The following is a 16075-nucleotide window of genomic DNA, read 5'->3' as shown; positions in this document are numbered from 1 at the left end:
CCTAGAATGACCCGATCTGTCTGGATGCTCTTGTGCTCACCGCGTTCCAGAACACTTTTTGCCGCCCCATGTTCGTTGATCAGCATGCGCCGCAGGCCAAAACCTGCAGGGCCACCTTGGCGGTAACCCTTTTCAATCAACCGCCCTTGACCGGCAAAGACCTTTGTCGAAAGTTCTCGGCTGTATTCACCCGCCATGGCACGCTTGATGCCTTTGACGATTGTTGAGACGGGGCTGCCGTCATTTTCGAACTGTTCGGCACAGTATTGGACTGAAATCCCAGCTCGGCGACATATGTACTCGTAGTACGCGCTTTCATCAGCATCCTGAAAACGGCCCCATCGACTGACATCATACACCAAGACCGTGGTGAAGTCGGTCCTTCCCGCCTGAACGTCATCTATCAGTTGGCGCAGGGCGTCTCGCCCCTCGATCTTCAGACCACTCTTCCCCGCATCAGCATATGTTTTGACAATCTCAATGCCACGGGCGGAGGCGTAGTGACGGATCGCTTCCCCCTGATTTTCTGTTGAGTACTTCTGATGGTCTGTGGACATGCGGACGTATTCGGCAGCGCGAATGAGGTGCTGGGAGCGTTCATCTGGATCAGCATCAGGTGTCTTATGGTTCGTCAAAGTACGTCCCTTCCTGTCTGGACAGTGAGCGCCCCAACTGACTGCCCGGGCAGTGCCATGGTGGGCACTGCCACGCTCCGCACCTTTGACAAATTAGTCGCGGAGCATGCGGATGAGTTTGCAGAACAAGGGCAGGAAACCCCGTCATTGGTCAGGAGTCCTCGAAGGGCGCAGAGCTTATGCTCTCACAGTTGCTGAACTGCTGCTGAAGGAACACGGTGGCAGCCAGCACACGGTCAAAAAGTTGATGCGTCAGACCCATGCCAGTGAGAGGACGGTGAAACACTGGATGTCCGGCCAACACGGCCCTGATGCAGTGTTTTTTCTTCGTTTGATGGTGTCGTCACCTGTTATCCGGGCATTCTTTTTGGGAGTCATTGAGAGTGCCAGTGCCGAGAAGCTAACTGCTATTATTGATCGGGTCGCGCTGTCGGAAGCACGTCAGGCTTATGCGCTCGGTGAGCATGCAGGTGTGGTGCCGGCTACGGACAATGACCTTTTGGATGACCCTAGTCACGACACTTTGGACGACCCTGATTCTGAGGGGCTGAACGAACGGCAGCTCTGGTTTTTGAGTCAGATATCCCGTGGCAGCCGATGTCGTGCGAGTGATCTTGTACAGATGTGGCAAATTAGCCTGAAAACAGCACGTCGTGACATCGCGTCGCTGAAGGTGTCAGGAATGATAAAGTACGTGGGTTCACGTCGCAAAGGGCGGTACCGGCGGACATAGGCGCGCAGGAACGCGGAAGCCATGAGCCTGGTTTACTGGCAGGCAACGGAGCCAAATGTGGATCGCCGCTCGACGTTATGAAGCGACCAGCCGTCGTCGCGCCGGCCTTCTCTCATCAGGGAAAGCCACCATGATCTTCCATATGCTTTACTTCGGCTTGCCCGCCTGACTGAAGCGGGCGGTCAGTAGTTGGCACAGCATCGACGCGAAGAGCCGAGATGGAGATCGCGGGCACCGCGATCGCTGATCCAGAGGACAGCCGCGCCTCCGCTTCGCTTTGGCACGGCTGACGACTTTTCATTTTGTTTGTCCGCCTGCCATCCGGCCGGCGATCTGAACACGGGCTCTGGTGCCGCTCCGCGTCAGCCTACACGGAGAAATCCGGTTCCTCCCACGCCAAGGCGCGGGTCCCTCCCAATTTCACCGCTCCGGCCCCGTGTGTCAGATCACCGTCCGGCCGCAGTTCGGGCTGCGCCCACCCTGCTTTGCCCTTCGGATGACATGAGGTCATCCAAAGTGAAAAGCAGGGATGGCTTCGCCACTGGCGGAACAGGAAGGAGCGCCACGACATGTCGGACTGGATCGAAACACAGGGCGGAGATTGGGCTGCGGCCAATCAGAGGCAGACCTTTGTGACAGGAAAGGCAATCCCATCTTTGCATCGGAAACAACCCGCACTGTTCTCACGCAATTTTTCCTCTCGTTAAAGGCAGGACTATCTGACGCCGACCAAAACTTGTGGCGTTTCGGAAAGCCTGCCCTTAGCTCCCAAAGGCTTTCCAGTCGTCACTGCCTCCCGTTGATTTTTCGGCACGCGCATGACTTCGGGTCGGGCGGCGCCCTGGCGTGGCGCAACGCTGCCGTTCCGTGAGCGGCCTCGGCACGTCCGGGCCTGACGGCCATCCGGTCGGAAGCATGGCATCAGGATCGGAACCCTGGAACATCACGGGGGGCTCGCGGTTTGGGGCGGACGCAAAAAGGAGTCCCCGATGTTCTTTCGCACCAAACACCTCCAGATCGACGCCAAGCCCGAAAGGCCGGATCCCGTCTTCGCCAAGATGCTGCAGGAGCCCCTGGGCGGTCAGTGGGGCGAGATCAGCGTCATGATGACCTATCTGTTCCAGGGCTGGAACTGCCGCGGCCCCGCGAAATACAAGGACATGATCATGGACATCGGCACCGAGGAAATCGCCCATGTCGAGATGCTCGCCACCATGATCGCGCGGCTGCTGGAGACCTCCCCGGTCGAGGCGCAGGAGGACGCGGCCAAGAATTCGCTGGTGGGCGCCGTCATGGGGGGCGCGAATCTTCAGGACGCCATCATCGCCGGCATGAACCCGCAGCACGCCATCGTCTCGGGCTCGGGGGCCATGCCCGCCGACAGCGTGGGCTATCCCTGGAACGCCAAGTACACCATCGCCTCGGGCAACCTGCTGGCCGACTTCCGCTTCAACGTGACCGCCGAGAGCCAGGGCCGGCTGCAGGTCAGCCGCCTTTACAACCTGACCGAGGACGCGGGCGTGAAGCGGATGCTGGCCTACATGATCGCGCGCGACACGATGCACCAGAACCAGTGGCTTGCCGCCATCGAGGAATTGCAGGCCGACGGTCTGGAGGAAACCCCGTGCCCTTCGAATTTCCCGCAATCGCTCGAGGACCAGCGGGTCAGCTATCAGTTCTGGAACTGCTCGGAAGGCACCGAAAGCGCCGAGGGCCGCTGGGCGCAGGGTCCGTCGCCGGACGGCAAGGGCCAGTTCGAATACCTGGCCGATCCCCAGCCCATGAGCAACGACCAGGGGTTGCTGGACCCGGTGGACCCGCGCCTTTACGGCACGCCGCCCAAGCCGGTGCCGAAGACGGCGCACGAATAGGCTGAAGCCCAGCACGCGGGCCGCCACAAGGCGCGGCCCGCGCCGCATTGGGGGGCGATGCTTCCCGGATGGTCTACCCCGACGCAAGCGCCCTTCCCAGGCCTTCCCCCTGGAACAACGCGACCGGCAGCGCGTTGGTCCGAAGGAGGATCCAGCCATGACCCAGAAAACGCCCGACCAGAGCAACCGTGGCTCTGGCACCGACCCCGGGAATCCGCCCCAGAGCCAGGACAACATCGCGCAATCCCCCGATGACCTGGTGGATCCGGCGAAGTCGCGAAAGGCCGACAAGTCGTCAAACGCCGGAAAGCCGCAAGACAGATAGTGCAACGGCTTGCCGGACCGCAGGGGCCGCGCCTGTATGATGGCGCGTCGGCCCTGCGGGGTTGCCAGAACTGCCCCTTCAGTTCACCGGCGTCAGCAGCGGCCTGCCTGCAAAGAAGGCATCCAGGTTGTCCAGCACCAGTTGCGACATGCGGTCGTGGGTTTCGGTGGTCCTGCTGGCGTGTTGGGATAAAGCGTGACATTGGGCAGCCCGGTCAGGGCGGGGTCGATGGCACGCCCGATGATGCCAAGACCCACGATCCCCGCACGCTTGCCCGCAGCCGGGCCGTCAGCGGGAACATGCCCAGCCGTGCCCAGTCGCTTAACCGGACATGGGCATCGGCCTCGACCAGAGGGCGGCGGGATGCCAGCATCAGAAGGATCGCCGCGTCGGCCACATCCTCGGCCAGAGCCGCCGAGGTGTTGGTCAGGGTGGTGCCGCGCCGGGTCATGGCGGGAAGATCCATCCGGTCGAACCCGGCCGAGGAACAGGCCTCCAGCCGCGGCGCGGTCAAGCGGTCCAGCAGCGTGGCGTGGAACGTCACATGCCCGTCCACCACCATGGCCATGCAGACCGGCCCGGCCTTGGCCAGAACCGCATCCTTGTCCAGAGCCTGGTCGAGCCGGTGCAGGGGATAGCGCGCCTCCAGTTCCTCCAAGAAACGGGGGCGAAGGGGACGGGCAAGAACGTCACGCTTCCTGCGGTCTTCCTGCTGTGGCGCGGCAGGCCAAGGCTTGCAGATGGCGGCATGGCTGTACAGGGGCGCGGGCGGCCATTCCCCGCCCCCGACAACATTTGTTTTCCCGCAGCCACGCCCAGGAACAATCGCCACGGCATCCCGTTCAGGCAGGGCAACAGGCAGCGAGACATCCATGGGCGACATCGAGGCACGGGCGCGCGCGCAGGGCATCCAGCCCGATTATGAAGGCGTCGGCGGCAGCAGGCACCGCGTTCCGCAAGCCACGCTGGACAGGCTGATCGCGGCCTTCGGACCCGGCGCCGGGATGCCGCCGCAGGAACTGACCGCGCCGGAAGGCGTGCGCTGCCATCTGCCCGACGGGCCCAAGGCCTGGGGCGTGGCGGTGCAGCTTTACCAGCTTCGGTCCGCGCGGAACTGGGGGATCGGCGATTTCGCCGATCTGGAATCCCTGGCCGTCATCCTTGCGGAACAGGGCGCGGATTTCATCGGGCTGAACCCCCTTCATGCCCTGTTCCTGTCCGATCCGGCGCGGTGCAGCCCTTTCTCGCCCTCGAACCGGCGGTTCCTGAACCCCCTCTACATCGCCGTGGACCGGGTGACGGGCTTCGATCCCGTCCTGGCCGACGCGGCCGAGATCGCGCGCCTTCAGGGCACCGACCTTGTGGACTATCCAGCCGTCGCGGCCGCCAAGCTGCGCGTCCTTCGCCGGATCTGGGACGGGCTTGGCGGGCCGGACGCATCCGCCGATTTCCGTCGCCGGGGCGGGGACGACCTGGACCGCCACGCCCTGTTCGAGGCGGTTTCGGCACGAATGGCCGCAGACGGGCATGGCGCCGGCTGGCGCGGCTGGCCGGAGCCATGGCGCGATCCCGACGGCCCGCAGGTCGGCGCCTTTGCACGCGACCACGCCCCCCACATCGCCTTCCACCGCTGGCTGCAAGAGGAGGCCGACCGCCAGCTTGCCGGGGTCCAGGCGGCCTGCGCCAAGGCGGGGATGGCCATCGGCCTCTACCTCGATGTCGCGGTGGGAGAGGCTGCGGACGGGTCGGGAAGCTGGGGGCGGCCCGATGTCCTGTCAAAGGTCAGCATCGGGGCGCCGCCCGATTACTTCAACGAACACGGGCAGGACTGGGGGCTTGCGCCCTTGTCGCCCGCCGCCATGGCCGCGACCCGCGCCGCCCCCTTCGGCACGCTGATGGCCAAGGTCATGGACCGCGCGGGCGCCGTCAGGATCGACCATGCGATGGGCCTGTGGCAGTTGTTCCTGATCCCCGAAGGGGCGGGGCCCGCGGAAGGCGCCTATGCGCGCTATCCCCTCCACGACATGCTGCGCGCGCTGGCAGTGGCGTCGAATGCCAGCCGCACCATCGTCATCGGCGAGGATCTGGGCAATGTCCCGCCGGGCTTTCGCGCCATGATGGATGCGGTGGGCATCCTGTCCTATCGCATCCTGTTCTTCGAACGCGAGGGAGCGTCCTTCATCGCGCCGCGGGATTACCCCGAAAACGCCCTGGCCTGCCTTTCGACCCATGACCTTCCGACCCTCCAGGGATGGTGGGCCTGCCGCGATGTCGCCTTGCGCGAAAGGTTCGGCCTGATCGCCGAGGATACGGCCCGCGAGCAGGCCGATGCCCGGCCCGCCGAACGCCGCGAGCTTCTGCACGCCCTTGCCGATGCGGGTCTTCTGGCGCGACGCGATGACACGCCCGCAGGCGACAGCGCGCCGCTCGACGTGCTGGTGGCCGTCCACCGCTATCTGGCGCGCACCCCGTCCCGGCTGATGGCGGTCCGGCTGGAGGATCTTGCGGGAGAGATCCGCCCCGTGAACCTGCCCAGCACCAGCGACGAATACCCGAACTGGCGCCCCCGGCTTGGCAGGACGGTCGAGGAGATCGCGCAAAGCGAGATGTTCGGCGCCATCCTGGCGGGCATACGGGCGGAACGGCCCGGCAGCCTTGCCCGCAAGGCCGTGTCGCCCGTCCAGGCGGATCGACATTCATCCCTGCACCGCCCCTGATCTGGCGAAGGCCATCGCCTTCGCCGCGCGATGTCATATCCAACAACACCGCCGGGCTTCAAAGGCCCGGCCAGTGACCGCCCCGCCCCCAGACGGGCGCTTACACGCCCCCCTCGGGTCGGGCGCTGGCCTCAAGGGGTCGCGGGATGGCAAAGTCTCTGATGGAACCCGATCACGCGGCGGGGGAAACGCATGCGTTTCCTTGTCCCGCCCGGTCAGGGAAGCGTCCTGTCGCTGCCCAGCCGGACACGTCCATCATTTGGCTTCGACGATGATCCGGCGCCGCGTGAAGCTCAGGCTTCGGGGCTGGAGGCCTCCGCCTGCCCGGACCCCCGATGGGCCGCCATGAAGATCCGCACGGCGTCCGCCGCCAGGGAATCGATCTCGGCCTGGCCGGGCGGGTCGCGGCGCAGGCCGAACAGGAATTGGCGCCAGACCCCCGCCATCGCCAGTTCGATGAACTGTTGCGCGGCGCGTTCGGGGTTCGGGATGTGCAAAAGGCCCGCTTCCTCGGCCTCGGCCAGCCAGCGGCCGAGGCCCCCCAGAACCTGGCGCGCGCCCGCGTCATAGAAGCGGCGGGCAAGGTCCGGCATCCGTTCGGCCATGGCGACCACGATCCGCTGCGACCGCAGCACGTCTGCCGAGGTCTGCATGCGGATCATCGCGGCGGCATAGGCGGTCAGCCGCGCCTCGATCCCGCCGGGAACGGCAAGGGCCGCGCGCAACTGTTCGGTGATCTGGGCGCGGCGATGTTCGACCAGGGCCACGAACAGATCCTCCTTGTTGCGGAAATAGACATAGAGCGTCCCCTTGGACACGCCCGCCGCGCGGCAGATCCCGTTCATGGTGGCCGCGTCGAAGCCCTTGGCCATGAATTCCTGCCAGGCCCCGGCCAGGATCTGGTCGCGTTTCTGGGGATCCTCTCCGGCGGCGTGGCGGCGGGGCAAGGGCGCGTCGGGGATGGGGGTACTGTCCTGCGTCATGGCGCCATTTTAATCGAACCGCAGGGTTCGATGGAATATTGAAAACCCGGCGCCGTGGATCTATTTTCCGCTTCTCGAACCATGTGGTTCGATGTCCCCTGAGCGCAGGTAGCCTTCCGATGTCCCGACACGAACGTCCCGAGGCGGATCAGCCCGTCGCAGCGCCCGCCGCACCGCAGCCTGCCGCCCCCAAGAGCCGCAAGAAGCTGGCCTTGGGCGGGCTTGCGCTGATCGCCCTGCTGGGCGGCGGCTACGAAGGCTGGCAATGGTGGACCGAAGGGCGCTTTCTGGTGTCCACGGACGATGCCTATGTGCGGGCCGACCTGTCGCTGATCTCGGCCAAGATCACCGGCTATGTCGCGGATATTCCCGTTGCCGCCAACCAGCATGTCAAGGCGGGCGACGTGCTGCTGCGGATCGACGACGGCGATTACCGCATCGCCCTCGAACAGGCGCAGGCACGGCTTGCGGAGCTGTCCAGCACGCTGGCCCGCATCGACGCGCAGGTCGCCGCCGCCGAAAGCAATGTCGCGCAAACCGAGGCGCAGCTTGCCGCGTCCGAGGCGGTGCTGACCGCCGCCCGCACCTCGGCCGAACGGGCCCGTGGCCTTGCGGCGCGGCGGGTGACATCGCAGGCCGATCTGGACGCGGCCAACGAAGCCCTGGCCACCGCCGAGGCCAACCGCAACGCGGCCCGCGCCGCCATCACCGGCGCCAATGCCCAGGTCGAGGTGCTGAAGGCGCAGCGGGCCGAAGCCGGCGCGACCCGCCGCGAGCTGGAGCTTGCGGTGGCCCAGGTGCGGCGCGACCTGGACTTCACCACCCTGCGCGCGCCCTTCGACGGTACGGTCGCCAATATCGCCATCAAGGGGGGCGAACTGGTCAGCGCCGGCGCCCGGCTGGCCGCCGTGGTCCCCGACCAGGGCCTCTATGTCGAGGCGAACCTGAAGGAAACCCAACTGGCCGAAGTCCGCGTGGGCCAGACCGCGCGCCTGTCCGTCGATGCCTTCGAGGGCCCCGAGATCGAGGGCCGGGTGGTGTCGGTCGCGCCCGCCACCGGCGCGGTCTTTTCCCTGCTGCCCGCCGACAACGCGACCGGCAACTTCACCAAGATCGTGCAGCGCGTCCCCGTCCGCATCGCCCTGCCCGAGGGCACGCCCGACCTGCGCGCGGGCCTGTCGGTCGAGGTCGCGATCGACACCCGCACCGGCCCCGATGCGGCCACGGAAGCGGCCACGGAAGCGGCCGAATAGATGGCCGCCCCCGCCGGACAGGCCGCCGCGCCGGAGCTGACGCCGCGCCGGGTCGCGGCCTTTTTCATCATGGTCTTCGGCATGTTCATGGCGATCCTGGACATCCAGATCGTCTCGGCATCCTTGCCGGAGATCCAGGCGGGGTTGGGGGCGTCATCCGACGAAATCTCCTGGGTGCAGACATCCTACCTGATCGCCGAGGTGGTGATGATCCCGCTGTCGGGCTTCCTGGGCCGGATGATGTCCACGCGCTATCTGTTCGCCATCTCGGCTGCGGGCTTCACGGCGGCATCCTTCCTCTGCGCCACCTCGTCGTCCATCAACGAGATGATCCTGTGGCGCGGCGTCCAGGGGTTCCTGGGCGGCGGCATGATCCCCTCGGTCTTTGCTGCGGCTTTCACGATCTTTCCGCCTGCGAAACGCAATGTCGTCTCGCCCATGATCGGGCTTGTGGCGACCTTGGCGCCCACCGTGGGGCCGACGGTCGGCGGCTATCTCAGCCATGCGCTGTCCTGGCACTGGCTGTTCCTGGTCAACGTGCCCGCGGGCATCGCCGTCACCCTGGGCGTTCTGGCCCTGGTCGATTTCGACAAGCCGGAATGGTCGCTGTGGGGCAAGTTCGACTGGACCGGGCTGGTGGCGCTGGCGGCCTTCCTGGGCGCGATGGAATTCGTGCTGGAGGAAGGGCCGTCGAACGACTGGTTCCAGGACGAGGCCGTGGCCATCCTGTTCGTGGTGATGATCGTGGGCGGGTTTGTCACCTTCTGGCGCGCCTTCACCCGCGACGAACCGCTGGTGGATTTCTCGGCCTTCAGTGACACGAACTTCGCGGTCGGCTCGGTCTTTTCCTTCGTGATGGGGATCGGGCTCTACGGGATGACCTATCTTTACCCGCTCTATCTCTCGGCCATCCGGGGCTATGACAGCCTGATGATCGGAAAGACGGTCTTCGTGTCGGGCCTGGCGATGTTCGTCTCGGCCCCGCTGGCGGGGATGCTGTCGTCCAGGATGGACCTGCGGCTGATGCTGCTCTGCGGCTTCATCGGCTTCGGGGCATCGTCCTGGATGCTGACCGGCATGACCGCCGACTGGGACTTTTACGAACTGTTCTGGCCGCAGGTGCTTCGGGGCCTGTCCCTGATGATCTGCATGGTGCCGATCAACAACCTGGCGCTCGGCACGCTGCCGCCCGCCAAGATGAAGGGTGCCTCGGGCCTTTACAACCTGATGCGCAACCTCGGCGGCGCGGTCGGGCTGGCGATGATCAACACCGTGCTGACCGACCGTCGCGCCCTGCACACCGCGCGGCTGGACGAATCCGTGAACTGGGCCAACCCCCAGGCCCTGGACCAGCTTCGGATGATGCGGCAGAACCTTGCCAGCCACGGCCTGAGCCCCGACGGGGCGCTTGCGCAGATGATGGGCAAGGTGGCGCGGCAGGCCACGATCATGTCCTTCATCGATGTCTTCACGCTGCTGACGATGCTGTTCGTCGGGCTTGCGCTGATGGCGCTGGCGATGAAGCCGCCCGCACGCGCGGCGGCAGGCGGCGGCGGGCATTGAACGGGGCGACGTGCGGTCGGAACCGCCTTCACGCCTGCCCGATCAGCAGCATCACCAGCGGGATCGTCACGATGCCAAGCATGGTCGAGATCAGGATCGCGGCCGAGACCCGCTGCTGGGCCACGCGGAAATGCTGCGCCAGGATATAGACATTGCCCGCCACCGGCAGGGCCGCCGCCGCGACCATGACCCCTGCGGCGAAGGGTTCGACGCGCAGGGCCCAGGCGGCCGCGCCGACGGCCAAGGGGTGCAGGACCAGCTTGGCCGCGCTGAGCCAGACCGACACCGCAAGCCGCCCGATGCGCCGCCCGGCAAGGCTGGCGCCGATGGCGAACAGGGCGCCCGGCGTGGCGGCCCCGCCCAGCAGGACCAGGAATTCGTCCAGCGGGCCGGGCAGCGGCAGGCGCAACTGCGCCCAGGCCAGCCCCGCGACCATCGACAGGATCATCGGATTGGCGACGATGCCGCGCCCGACCGGGACCAGGCTTGCCAGGCGCAGGCCCCCATGGCGCCCCGCATGGATGATCAGGGTGATCAGCGTGGAAAAGACCAGCATGTCGATGGTCAGCACCATCAGCACCGGCCCGATGGCGCGGTCCCCCAGCAGCACGACCAGCATCGGCACGCCCAGAAAGCCCGTGTTGCCGATCATGCAGCACTGCGCCTCCATCGCGGCTTCCGACAGGGGCAGGCCGCGCGCCCGCGCCGCCGCCATGCCGATCAGCCAGACCGCAAAGGATCCCCCCAGATAGGCCAGCACGAAGCGCGTGTCGAACAGCGCGGCCAGATCCAGCCGGGCGGCAAAGCGGAACAGCATGGCCGACAGCGCGAAGTAGAAGACGAACTTCGTCAGCCAGGCCGCCGCCTCCTGCGGAAAGAACCGCGTCCGCGCGGCCAGCCATCCCAGGCCGATCAACCCGAAGAAGGGCAGGGTCTTCAAGAATACCGCAAGCATTGATCTTCTGTGCCTAAATATCCTCGGGGGTGAGGCCGCCTGCGGCCGAGGGGGCGGACAGCCCCCTTTCGACGGTGAATTCGATCACCCCGTCCTCCAGCTCGCGCTGTCCGACCAGCAGGTGGCCTGCGCCATCGCAGAAATGCGGCACATCGACGGCGGCCATGGCGTCGGTCGCCAGCAGGCGCACCCGCGCGCCCGGCGGCTGGGTCAGCAGAACCTTGCGCAGCCGCAGGACCGGCAGGGGGCACAGCAGCCCGCGCGCGTCGATCAGCGGGATCACCGGACGCCCGCGACCTGGTCCAGGCACCAGTCGGCCAGGGCTTCGGGCCGAAGATGCTGGCCCATGCCGCCGCAGAAATCGGCGAAAGCCGCGCGCTGTTCGGGGGGCACATGCAGCAGGACCGGGATCCCCTCCGCCGCCGCCTGCGCGATCACGCTGCGAAAGCCGCGCCCGACGGCCTCTTGCCGGCCGAACTTGGGCAGGATCAGCAGTTCCGCCCCCGCCATGCGCGCACCCACGCGGGCCGCCGCAGATTCCAGCGCGCCCGGATCCAGCCGGCAGCCGCTCGATCCGGCCCCGAGCGATTGAGAGATGCGGACCGGCCTGTCCTCCTCGCCGATCACCAGCACGTCCATGTCGCAGGCGCAGTCCGCACCCAGATCGGTGTTCCGCTGGGTGGCGCCCGCCACGCGCAGCCCCGAATCGGCCAATCGGGTGGCCAGGCGCGCCAGGATCCGGTCCGCCTCGCCCGGCGGGGCGTCGTCATCCAGACTGAACCAACCCAGCATCGCCATCATACCCCGCTGTCCAATGCGAATTTCATCAAGCCGTTGATCCCGTCCACGCCCAGCTTCTTCTTCAGCAGGGACGAGGTGTTGGCGGCGGTCTTGTAGCTGACATCCAGCTCGTCCGCGATGGCCTGCAGGCTGAGGCCCCGGCCGATCAGGGCCAGCACCTGACGTTCCCGGTCCGACAGCGCCCCCAGCGGATCGGCCGCCGCCCCCGCCCGCAGCGTCGCAAGCGCCATGGCATGGCGCGGCGACAGATAGAACTCGCCTTCCTCCAGCATCCGCACCGCCTCGCGGAAGTCGGAAGGGGGCGCGTTCTTCGACAAAAACCCTTGGGCGCCCGCCTGCAGGGCACGGGCGGCGAAACCCGTCTGGTCGTTCATGGAAAAGATCAGGATCCGCGCGTCCGGCGCCGCCGCGCGCAAGGGCGCCACCAGATCCAGCCCTCCCGCGCCCGGCAGGCTGATGTCCAGGACGATCAGGTCGGGCGCATCGCCCGCCGTCAGTTGCGCCAGCGCTTCCTCGCCCGACATGGCCTGGCCGATGCGGTCATAGCCCAGGTCGCGCAAAAGGCGGTTCGCGCCCAGATGCGTGATCGGGTGATCGTCGATGACAAGCGCGGATTTCATGGCGATCCTTCTTCCGGCTGCTGCAAGGGCAGGCTGGCGGCAATGGTGGTTCCCCCCGCGCCCGAGGACAAGCGCAAATCGCCGCCCAGAAGCGTGATCCGTTCGCGCATGCCCGTAAGGCCGGTGCCCTCGCGCGTGCCCTGCGCCATGCCCCGGCCATTGTCGCGCAACTCCATCCGCCAATGGGCGGGATCGGTCCACAGGCGTATCGAAACCCGGCTGGCCCCGGCATGGCGCAGGGCATTGGTGGTGCCTTCCTGCAGGATGCGGAACAGCGTCAGCGCGGTGGCCTCGTCCGGTTCCGGCAGGCCGGGTGCCAGATCCAGGTCGATCCCCAGATCCGGGAAGCGCCGCCCCAGGTCGGCGGCATAATCCCCCAGGACGGCGGCCAGCGGCAGTTGCCCGATGGCCATGGGCCGCAGGTCGCCCAGAAGGGCGCGGTTCACGCGGGCGATCTCCTCGGCGATCCGGGCGATGGAGGTTGCATGGGCCTCGATGGCGGGGGTGGGGGCGGCCTCGCGCAGGGCATCGGCCTCGACCCGCAGGCCGAACAGGCAGGGGCCCATCTCGTCATGCAGGTCGCGGGCGATGGCCTTGCGCTCCTCGTCCCCGCGCGTGACGACGCGGCGCTGCAGCCGGGCGCGGTCCGCCTGCGCCTGAGCCAGGGCCTGGGCCAGGTCGTCCACCCCGGCGGCCACGGGGGCAAGATCGCGCTGCGGCACCGGGCCCACGCGGGCCGACAGATCCCCCCGGCGCAGGTCGGCCAGGCGGCTGGCGATCACGCCCACGGGGCGCAGCGCCCCCCGCGTGGCCCACAGGATCAGCCCCGCCTGCACCAGCGCGGCCAGCCCTGCCAGCCCCAGGAAGGCCCGCAGGTCGCGCCAGGCCAGCGCGATCTCGGTCCCCGGATCGGCGCCGATGAAGACATAGCCGCGCGGCCGCCCCTCGATCGCCACGGGCAGGCGGGTTTCAAGCGGGCCGGGGGCCACCAGCGACGCGAACCAGCGCGGCGCCGGGACGGGGGCGGGGACCGGGGCGGGCGGGCGGCGCAGCACGCCGTCCGCCGCATCGACGATGCCCAGCGTGACATGGCGCGGCACCACCAGCCGTTCGGGCAGAAGCCGCATGATCCGGTCGGGCGGCACCGCCCCCTGCATGGTGCCCACGGTCGCCAGCACCAGCGCGCGCGCCGTGTCCACTGCCAGCCGCGTTTCCGTCGCGATGTCGCGGCGCGCGCTTTCCAGGCTGGCCGCGGCCAGGGCCGCGAACAGCGCCGCCTGCACGATCAGGCTTGCCAGAAGAATGCGCTGCGTCAGGGTCAGGCGGTTCATGGCGCGCAGATTGGCCCGAAGCGCGCACTCGCGTCAAATGGACGAAAGACGGCTTTTCGCGCGGAACCCTGGCGCTTAGAAAGGGGGCATGACCGATTACGACGCGCTTTCCGCCCGCATCCGTGCCCTGACCGAGGGCGAGACCGACGAAGTTGCCCTGATGGCGACGCTCGCCTGCGAGATCCACCATGCGGACGACCGCTTCGACTGGACGGGCTTCTACCGCGTGGTCGCGCCCGAACTGCTGAAGATCGGCCCCTATCAGGGCGGCCATGGCTGCCTGGTGATCCCGTTCTCGCGCGGGGTCTGCGGGGCGGCGGCGCGCACGGGGCAGGTGCAGCTTGTGCCCGATGTGGACGCCTTTCCCGGCCATATCGCCTGCGCCAGTTCCACCCGGTCGGAAATCGTTCTGCCGGTCTTTGGCAACGGGGGGCGGCTGATCGGCGTTCTGGACATCGACAGCGACCGGCCGGATGCCTTCACTGAAACCGATGCTGCCCGGCTGGCCGCCATTCTGGAGGAGGTTTTCAGGGATGTCTGATTTCACCGGACGCTGTCTCTGCGGCGCGGTCAGCTTCACGGGCACTTGGGGCGGCGATCCCCTGCGCGCCTGCCATTGCAGCCAGTGCCGCCGCTGGTCGGGCCATGTCTGGGCCGCCGCCGGGTCCGCCGAACTGGCGGTCGAGGGGCCGGTCAAGTGGTTCCGCTCCTCTGACGAAGCCGAGCGCGGCTTTTGCCCGGACTGCGGCAGCAGCCTGTTCTGGCGCAGGACGGGCAGCGACCGGGTCGAGGTCGCGGCGGGGGCCGTGGACAATCCCACGGGCCTGCAACTGGTGGGCCATATCTATGTGGCCGACAAGGGCGACTACTACGACATCGCCGACGGGTTGCCGCAGGAACAACAGGGATGATCTGGGACACGATCGCCGCCATCCCCCTGTCGCAACTGGCCGCATTCGTCGCGGGCGGGCTGATGCTGAACCTGGCGCCGGGGCAGGACGTGTTCTTCGCCAGCGCCTGCGGCATCCAGGGCGGGCCGCGCGCAGGCGCGCTTGCGGGGCTTGGCGTGGGTCTGGGCGTGCTGCTGCATGTGACGCTGGCGACTTTGGGCCTTGGCGCAGTGGTCGCCGCCCACCCCGAGGCGCTGCGCGCGATCAAATACGCGGGCGCGGGTTACCTGCTGTGGCTTGCGTGGAAAAGCTGGCGCGCGGGACCGGCGGATCCCTCGGCGCGGGGCAGCGTGCGGCCCTGGAACATCATCCGGCGCGGCTTCCTGTCCAATGTCCTGAACCCCAAGCCGGTCCTGTTCCTGCTGGCCTTCCTGCCGCAGTTCACCAATCCCGCCTGGGGTCCGGTCTGGCAGCAGATCGCGGGCCTTGGGCTGATCTTCGCCTTCACCGGCACGCTGGTGACGATGGGTTACGGCATCGTCGCGGGCCATGCGGGCCATGTGATCGGGCAGCGCCTTGGCCTCATCAACAGGATCGCCGCCGTGATGTTCGCGGGCCTGGCGATCCGGCTGGTCGCGAAATGACGGCCTTCGCCTATGCCCCGCCGCCGGACCAGCCGGAGGTGATCCATGCCGACCACGAGATCCTGGTGGTTTCCAAACCCTCGGGCCTCCTGTCCGTGCCGGGCCGGGGCGAGGGCAAGGACGACTGCCTGATCAACCGCCTGCGCGGCGCCTTTCCGACGATCCTGCTGGTGCATCGGCTGGACCAGGACACGTCCGGCGTGATGGTCTTCGGCCTGACGCCCCATGCGCAGCGCACCTTGGCCAAGCAGTTCGAGGAGCGGCGCGTCAAGAAGGCCTATGTGGCGCGTCTTGCCGGGCGGCTGGAACCGAAGACCGGTCAGGTGGACCTGCCGCTGATCGTGGACTGGCCGAACCGCCCGCGCCAGAAGGTCGATCATGTCGAAGGCCGCCCCGCGCTGACCGAATGGCGGGTGATCCGCGCGACGGACGCGGAAACCCGCGTGCGCCTGTTCCCCCTGACCGGGCGCAGCCACCAGCTGCGCGTCCACATGGCCGAGACCGGCCACCCGATCCTGGGCGATCCGCTGTATGCGGCAGGCGCCGCGGCGGATCATCCGCGCCTGATGCTGCACGCCGAAAGCCTGCGCCTGCGCCATCCCGACAGCGGGGTGCAGGTCAGCTTCAGCCAGCCGGCGCCGTTCTAGAGGGTTGTCGTCTACCGCAAGGACGCGCGGGGTTTCAGGTTGATCCCTTCCGTTCCGGTTCTGGGGTCATGTATCCGCTTTGCGGACCTAGCTGCCACTCGAACTAG

18 protein-coding genes are annotated in these 16075 nt (G+C 67.4%); 10 read left to right on the top strand and 8 right to left on the bottom strand.

The genetic code is table 11. The annotated features are described in order from the left end of the window. The coding region (locus AAIL68_RS16345) for a recombinase family protein (protein WP_347140802.1) at positions 1-557 on the bottom strand (557 nt) is incomplete at its 3' end. Positions 558-747: 190 nt separating this feature from the next. On the opposite strand from AAIL68_RS16345, the gene AAIL68_RS16340 reads away from it, so the two are divergent. From AAIL68_RS16340 to AAIL68_RS16330, 3 genes are all read left to right on the top strand, one after another. Further along, positions 748-1368 (top strand): hypothetical protein, encoded by a 621-nt coding sequence (locus AAIL68_RS16340; protein WP_347140801.1) that lies wholly within the window; start codon positions 748-750, stop codon positions 1366-1368. A 989-nt stretch (positions 1369-2357) separates the two neighbouring features. After that, the gene (locus tag AAIL68_RS16335) at positions 2358-3239 is read left to right on the top strand and encodes a manganese catalase family protein (protein WP_347140800.1); all 882 of its coding nucleotides are present in this window, start codon (positions 2358-2360) and stop codon (positions 3237-3239) included. Positions 3240-3396: 157 nt separating this feature from the next. Beyond that, entirely contained in the window at positions 3397-3564 is a 168-nt protein-coding gene (locus tag AAIL68_RS16330; protein WP_347140799.1) for a hypothetical protein, read from the top strand. Between the two features lie 214 nt (positions 3565-3778). On the opposite strand, the gene AAIL68_RS16325 is transcribed toward AAIL68_RS16330, so the two are convergent. Continuing rightward, positions 3779-4222 carry a hypothetical protein gene (locus AAIL68_RS16325; protein ID WP_347140798.1) on the bottom strand — a complete coding sequence of 148 codons (444 nt, stop codon included), beginning with the start codon at positions 4220-4222 and terminating at the stop codon, positions 3779-3781. A 214-nt stretch (positions 4223-4436) separates the two neighbouring features. Between AAIL68_RS16325 and malQ the strand changes: the two genes are divergently transcribed. Further along, on the top strand, positions 4437-6281 hold the full coding sequence (gene malQ, locus AAIL68_RS16320; RefSeq protein WP_347140797.1) for a 4-alpha-glucanotransferase: 1845 nt from the start codon (positions 4437-4439) through the stop codon (positions 6279-6281). A 293-nt stretch (positions 6282-6574) separates the two neighbouring features. Here the strand turns inward: malQ and AAIL68_RS16315 are convergent, their stop codons facing one another. Next, on the bottom strand, positions 6575-7264 hold the full coding sequence (locus AAIL68_RS16315; protein WP_347140796.1) for a TetR/AcrR family transcriptional regulator: 690 nt from the start codon (positions 7262-7264) through the stop codon (positions 6575-6577). Positions 7265-7383: 119 nt separating this feature from the next. Between AAIL68_RS16315 and AAIL68_RS16310 the strand changes: the two genes are divergently transcribed. Both AAIL68_RS16310 and AAIL68_RS16305 read left to right on the top strand, forming a co-directional pair. Further along, positions 7384-8517 carry an HlyD family secretion protein gene (locus AAIL68_RS16310; RefSeq protein WP_347140795.1) on the top strand — a complete coding sequence of 378 codons (1134 nt, stop codon included), beginning with the start codon at positions 7384-7386 and terminating at the stop codon, positions 8515-8517. Then, a complete protein-coding gene (locus AAIL68_RS16305) occupies positions 8518-10080 on the top strand; it encodes a DHA2 family efflux MFS transporter permease subunit (RefSeq protein WP_347140794.1) in 1563 nt (520 codons plus the stop codon). 28 nt (positions 10081-10108) lie between these two features. Here AAIL68_RS16305 and AAIL68_RS16300 read toward each other — a convergent pair whose 3' ends face one another. The 5 genes from AAIL68_RS16300 to AAIL68_RS16280 are packed head-to-tail and all read right to left on the bottom strand — an operon-like array spanning position 10109 to position 13787. Further along, a complete protein-coding gene (locus AAIL68_RS16300) occupies positions 10109-11035 on the bottom strand; it encodes an AEC family transporter (RefSeq protein WP_347140793.1) in 927 nt (308 codons plus the stop codon). A gap of 13 nt (positions 11036-11048) precedes the next feature. After that, positions 11049-11318: a sulfurtransferase TusA family protein gene (locus tag AAIL68_RS16295; protein ID WP_347140792.1), complete on the bottom strand. Its 270-nt coding sequence runs from the start codon at positions 11316-11318 to the stop codon at positions 11049-11051. Beyond that, on the bottom strand, positions 11315-11827 hold the full coding sequence (locus AAIL68_RS16290; protein WP_347140791.1) for a DUF2478 domain-containing protein: 513 nt from the start codon (positions 11825-11827) through the stop codon (positions 11315-11317). The genes AAIL68_RS16295 and AAIL68_RS16290 overlap by 4 nt, the downstream gene beginning before the upstream one ends. Positions 11828-11832: 5 nt before the next feature. Beyond that, entirely contained in the window at positions 11833-12456 is a 624-nt protein-coding gene (locus AAIL68_RS16285; RefSeq protein WP_347140790.1) for a response regulator transcription factor, read from the bottom strand. Next, entirely contained in the window at positions 12453-13787 is a 1335-nt protein-coding gene (locus AAIL68_RS16280; protein ID WP_347140789.1) for an ATP-binding protein, read from the bottom strand. The genes AAIL68_RS16285 and AAIL68_RS16280 overlap by 4 nt, the downstream gene beginning before the upstream one ends. A gap of 88 nt (positions 13788-13875) precedes the next feature. Between AAIL68_RS16280 and AAIL68_RS16275 the strand changes: the two genes are divergently transcribed. Genes AAIL68_RS16275 through AAIL68_RS16260 form a run of 4 tightly spaced genes read left to right on the top strand, consistent with a single transcriptional unit; the run spans position 13876 to position 15968 of the window. Next, positions 13876-14328, top strand: coding sequence for a GAF domain-containing protein (locus tag AAIL68_RS16275; RefSeq protein WP_347140788.1), 453 nt, complete (start codon positions 13876-13878; stop codon positions 14326-14328). Further along, positions 14321-14698 carry a GFA family protein gene (locus AAIL68_RS16270; protein ID WP_347140786.1) on the top strand — a complete coding sequence of 126 codons (378 nt, stop codon included), beginning with the start codon at positions 14321-14323 and terminating at the stop codon, positions 14696-14698. The genes AAIL68_RS16275 and AAIL68_RS16270 overlap by 8 nt, the downstream gene beginning before the upstream one ends. Continuing rightward, positions 14695-15321: a LysE family translocator gene (locus tag AAIL68_RS16265; RefSeq protein ID WP_347140785.1), complete on the top strand. Its 627-nt coding sequence runs from the start codon at positions 14695-14697 to the stop codon at positions 15319-15321. Before AAIL68_RS16270 ends, AAIL68_RS16265 begins: the two co-directional genes overlap by 4 nt. Then, positions 15318-15968 carry a pseudouridine synthase gene (locus AAIL68_RS16260; RefSeq protein ID WP_347140784.1) on the top strand — a complete coding sequence of 217 codons (651 nt, stop codon included), beginning with the start codon at positions 15318-15320 and terminating at the stop codon, positions 15966-15968. Before AAIL68_RS16265 ends, AAIL68_RS16260 begins: the two co-directional genes overlap by 4 nt. Positions 15969-16075: the final 107 nt, after the last annotated feature.

Source organism: Paracoccus sp. SSK6, assembly GCF_039770665.1.
In the GTDB taxonomy this organism is placed as follows: domain Bacteria; phylum Pseudomonadota; class Alphaproteobacteria; order Rhodobacterales; family Rhodobacteraceae; genus Paracoccus.
Note: the sequence above shows the minus strand (reverse complement) of the source record. Positions and strands in the feature narration are given on the sequence as shown.

Bases quoted from the DNA above. Each gene is read 5' to 3' on its own strand.
- AAIL68_RS16340 (WP_347140801.1), top strand. From the start codon at position 748: ATGAGTTTGCAGAACAAGGGCAGGAAACCCCGTCATTGGTCAGGAGTC.
- AAIL68_RS16335 (WP_347140800.1), top strand. From the start codon at position 2,358: ATGTTCTTTCGCACCAAACACCTCCAGATCGACGCCAAGCCCGAAAGG.
- AAIL68_RS16330 (WP_347140799.1), top strand. From the start codon at position 3,397: ATGACCCAGAAAACGCCCGACCAGAGCAACCGTGGCTCTGGCACCGAC.
- malQ (WP_347140797.1), top strand. From the start codon at position 4,437: ATGGGCGACATCGAGGCACGGGCGCGCGCGCAGGGCATCCAGCCCGAT.
- AAIL68_RS16315 (WP_347140796.1), bottom strand. From the start codon at position 7,264: ATGACGCAGGACAGTACCCCCATCCCCGACGCGCCCTTGCCCCGCCGC.
- AAIL68_RS16310 (WP_347140795.1), top strand. From the start codon at position 7,384: ATGTCCCGACACGAACGTCCCGAGGCGGATCAGCCCGTCGCAGCGCCC.
- AAIL68_RS16305 (WP_347140794.1), top strand. From the start codon at position 8,518: ATGGCCGCCCCCGCCGGACAGGCCGCCGCGCCGGAGCTGACGCCGCGC.
- AAIL68_RS16300 (WP_347140793.1), bottom strand. From the start codon at position 11,035: ATGCTTGCGGTATTCTTGAAGACCCTGCCCTTCTTCGGGTTGATCGGC.
- AAIL68_RS16290 (WP_347140791.1), bottom strand. From the start codon at position 11,827: ATGCTGGGTTGGTTCAGTCTGGATGACGACGCCCCGCCGGGCGAGGCG.
- AAIL68_RS16285 (WP_347140790.1), bottom strand. From the start codon at position 12,456: ATGAAATCCGCGCTTGTCATCGACGATCACCCGATCACGCATCTGGGC.
- AAIL68_RS16280 (WP_347140789.1), bottom strand. From the start codon at position 13,787: ATGAACCGCCTGACCCTGACGCAGCGCATTCTTCTGGCAAGCCTGATC.
- AAIL68_RS16275 (WP_347140788.1), top strand. From the start codon at position 13,876: ATGACCGATTACGACGCGCTTTCCGCCCGCATCCGTGCCCTGACCGAG.
- AAIL68_RS16270 (WP_347140786.1), top strand. From the start codon at position 14,321: ATGTCTGATTTCACCGGACGCTGTCTCTGCGGCGCGGTCAGCTTCACG.
- AAIL68_RS16265 (WP_347140785.1), top strand. From the start codon at position 14,695: ATGATCTGGGACACGATCGCCGCCATCCCCCTGTCGCAACTGGCCGCA.
- AAIL68_RS16260 (WP_347140784.1), top strand. From the start codon at position 15,318: ATGACGGCCTTCGCCTATGCCCCGCCGCCGGACCAGCCGGAGGTGATC.